Raw genomic sequence first — 3164 nt, forward strand, 5'->3', positions numbered from 1 at the left:
TCCGTTCGTCAACGACGTCTCGCCGGTGCCCGCAGGCCAGGCGCGCGCCACCGTGCGGCACACCGCGGCAGCCCCCGCCGTGGACGTCCGGGCCGCCGGGCAGGTCGTCGCGCCCGCGCTGACGAACCCGAACGAGGCCACGCTGACGGTCCCGGCGGGCACCGTGAACGCCGACGTCGTCCTCGCCGGCACCCAGACCGTCGCCATCGGACCGGCCGACCTCACCCTGCCGGAGGGCACGACGACCGTCGTCTACGCGTGGGGCTCGCAGGACGCAGGCTTCGAGCTGGCCGTCCAGACGATCAGCGGTGCGCACTCCGCTCCGTCCGGCGTCCCGGGCGGCACTGCGGGTCTGATGGACGAGGACTCGCTCCCCGCACCGCTGCTCGCCGTGTCCCTGGTCGGGATCGTCGCCGCGGCCGCGGGCGCGCTGCGTCTCGCACGCAGCAACGGCTGACCCGGCGAGACAGGGAGATCGTCGTGCGACCCGCCGCCGCCACCGCGGTCCTGGGACTGGCTCTCGCTGTCGGTGTGCCGACGGCGTGGAGCCTGACCCGGCCGTCGGCGACGGCGGGCGCACCGGTCGAGGAGACCCTCGGGACCCCGTCGGCGTCGTCGTCCCCCGTGCCGGCGCCGACGGCCCCGCGGACCCCTCCCGCGGTGCCCACCCGACCTGCCACCCCGGGGGCGCAGGAGACCGCTCCTGCACCCGTGCGGCTGACGGCACCGGCCCTCGGGGTCGACAGCGCCGTCGACTCCGTGGGTGTGGAACCCGACGGCCAGATGACCATCCCGGCCGAGGTGGACCGGGTGGGCTGGTACCGCTTCGGCCCGGCGCCCGGCGAGGACGGCTCGGCGGTGATCGCCGGGCACGTCGACGACCGGGAGCAGGGTCGGGGGGCGATGGCACCTCTTCGCGGCGCGGCGGTGGGCGACGAGGTGGTCGTCACCGACGCGGCCGGGACGTCGACGCGCTGGCGGGTGGTCTCGCGGGAGGTCATCGAGAAGCAGGTGCTGCCCCTCGACCGCCTGTTCACCCGGACAGGTCCACCCCGGCTGACGCTCATCACGTGCGGCGGGCCCTTCCTCACCGAATACCGGAGCTACCGCGACAACGTGGTCGTGGTGGCGGAGCTGGTGTCGTGAGCGAGCTACTGGCCGTGCGGCCGGCTGTCATGGGTAGCGTCATGTCCGTGGAACCCGACCCCGTGCCCGCCCTGGGCGGCGCCCCGGAGCCGGACGACCGGGAGATCGGGCGGCGCTTCGCCGCCGGCGAGGAGCAGGCCTTGGCCTGGGCGTACGAGCGGTGGGCGGGGCAGGTCCACGGGATGGCCGTCCGGGCGTTCGGTCCCGGGCCCGACGCCGAGGACGTCACCCAGCAGACGTTCGTCTCCGCCTGGACCGGCCGTGCGGGCTACCGGCCGGAGAAGGGTCCGCTGCCGGCGTGGCTGGTCGGTGTGGCCCGGCACAAGATCGCCGACACCTGGGCGCGCCGCGACAAGGAGCGCCGCCAGACGGAGGCGGCGATGTCGGAGATGCAGTCGGGGACCTCGGGTCCGGTCACGGCGGGGGTGGACAACGCGGTCGCCGACCGGGTCCTGCTGCTCGACGAGCTGGACCTCCTCGGCCAGCCCCAGCGCGGGATCATCGAGCTCGCCTTCTTCGAGGACCTGACCCACGCCCAGATCGCCACCCGCACCGGGTTGCCGCTGGGCACGGTCAAGTCGCACATCCGGCGGACCCTGGAACGCCTGCGGACGCGGTTGGAGGTGGACGGTGCAGCACTGCACGCCTGAGCAGCTGGCCCTGGCCGCCCTCCGCGAGCCACTGCCCGCCGGCGACGCCGCGCACCTCGAGTCGTGCGAGCGGTGCCGGGCCGAGGTCGCGTCCCTGCAGCGGAGCGTCGACGCGCTCGCCATCCCCGAGTTCGCCACCACCGGCGCGCCCGTCCCGCCGCCCCCGAGGGTCTGGGACGCGATCGCCGCGGCGACCGGCGTCTCCGCGACGCCGCAGTCCCGGTCCGCGGGGGCCGCTGTCGCGGAACCGTCCCCGGAGGCGACCGTCCTCCCGTTCCGTCGCCGCCGGCGCCCGCTGCTCCTCGCGGCCGCCGCCGCGGTGGCCGGTGCGGTGATCGGCGCCGGTGCGGTGGCCGTCCTCGACCGCGCCGGGGACGACGGGAACGCCGTCACCACGGTGGCGCTCGACCCGCTGGCCGACAACGAGGCCTCCGGCCGCGCAGAGGTCGTCGTCCGGGACGACGGGTCCCGCGTCGTGGAGGTCGATCTCGACGCACCCGCGCTCGACGACGACGCCTACTACGAGATCTGGCTGATCGATCCTGACGTCGTCGGCATGGTGCCGCTCGGAATCGTCAGTCCGGGGACCCAGTCCTTCGAGGTGCCCGAGGGCCTGGACCTCGACGCCTTCCCGATCGTGGATGTGTCGGTGGAGCAACTGGACGGCGATCCGCTGCACTCGGGGGTGTCGGTGTGCCGCGGCGTGATCGAGAGCTGAACGCGGACGTCGCCTAGCGTGCTCCCGTGGACAAGGACCGCCTACCGCACGAGGACCTGGCCGCCGCCTGGCGCAAGGCGCGGCCGCGTCCGGCCGGGCGGCACCTCGACAGCGCGGCCATGAGCCGGCAGAGCCACCGCGTCCTGGAGGCGGCGGCGCACCACGCACGGCACGAGGCCGAGCTCGGCGGCTACGTGGCGGAGGCGACCGCGGACGACCTCCTGCAACAGGGACGCTCGGTGCTGGGCGGCCTGGTCGGGATGGGGGCCGCCGACGTCGCGTTCGTCGAGTCGGCACAGGCGGCGCTGGTGGCCCTGCTCACCGGGTGGCGGCTGCCGGCGGGGTCGCGGGTGGCCTGCCTGCCCGGCGAGTACGCCCCGAACATCGCGCAGCTGCGCACCTACGGCCTGCGGCCGGAGCCGCTGCCGGTCGACGGCCTCGGGCGGGCCGACGTCGACGCCGTCGAGCGGCTGCTCGCCGGCGACGCGCCGGCCTTCGTGCACCTCACCCACATCCCGAGCCACCGCGGCCTGCACCAGCCCGCCGCCGAGATCGCGGCCCTCTGCCGGGCGGCCGGGGTCCCGCTGGTGCTGGACGCCGCCCAGTCGCTCGGGCACGCCGACGTCGACCTCGGCGCCGACGTCGTCTAC

4 protein-coding genes and 1 pseudogene are annotated in these 3164 nt (G+C 75.5%); all 5 read left to right on the plus strand.

The window, feature by feature from the left end; translation table 11 throughout:
- Positions 1 to 457, plus strand: a pseudogene (locus tag E4P40_RS27105) (DUF4397 domain-containing protein); the annotation flags it as partial.
- 23 nt (positions 458 to 480) lie between these two features.
- On the plus strand, positions 481 to 1146 hold the full coding sequence (locus E4P40_RS27110) for a class F sortase (protein WP_135161392.1): 666 nt from the start codon (positions 481 to 483) through the stop codon (positions 1144 to 1146).
- Between the two features lie 41 nt (positions 1147 to 1187).
- Complete coding sequence (locus E4P40_RS27115; protein WP_245160623.1) at positions 1188 to 1796, plus strand: sigma-70 family RNA polymerase sigma factor; 609 nt, start codon at positions 1188 to 1190, stop codon at positions 1794 to 1796.
- A complete protein-coding gene (locus E4P40_RS27120; protein ID WP_135161393.1) occupies positions 1777 to 2514 on the plus strand; it encodes an anti-sigma factor in 738 nt (245 codons plus the stop codon). The genes E4P40_RS27115 and E4P40_RS27120 overlap by 20 nt, the downstream gene beginning before the upstream one ends.
- Before the next feature lie 26 nt (positions 2515 to 2540).
- Positions 2541 to 3164, plus strand: a 624-nt coding sequence (locus E4P40_RS27125) for an aminotransferase class V-fold PLP-dependent enzyme (protein ID WP_135161394.1), incomplete at its 3' end; no start/stop codon positions are given.

The sequence above is a fragment of the Blastococcus sp. CT_GayMR20 genome (assembly GCF_004570345.1).

Coding starts and splice junctions, on each gene's coding strand:
- E4P40_RS27115 (WP_245160623.1), top strand. CDS start 1,188: ATGTCCGTGGAACCCGACCCCGTGCCCGCCCTGGGCGGCGCCCCGGAG.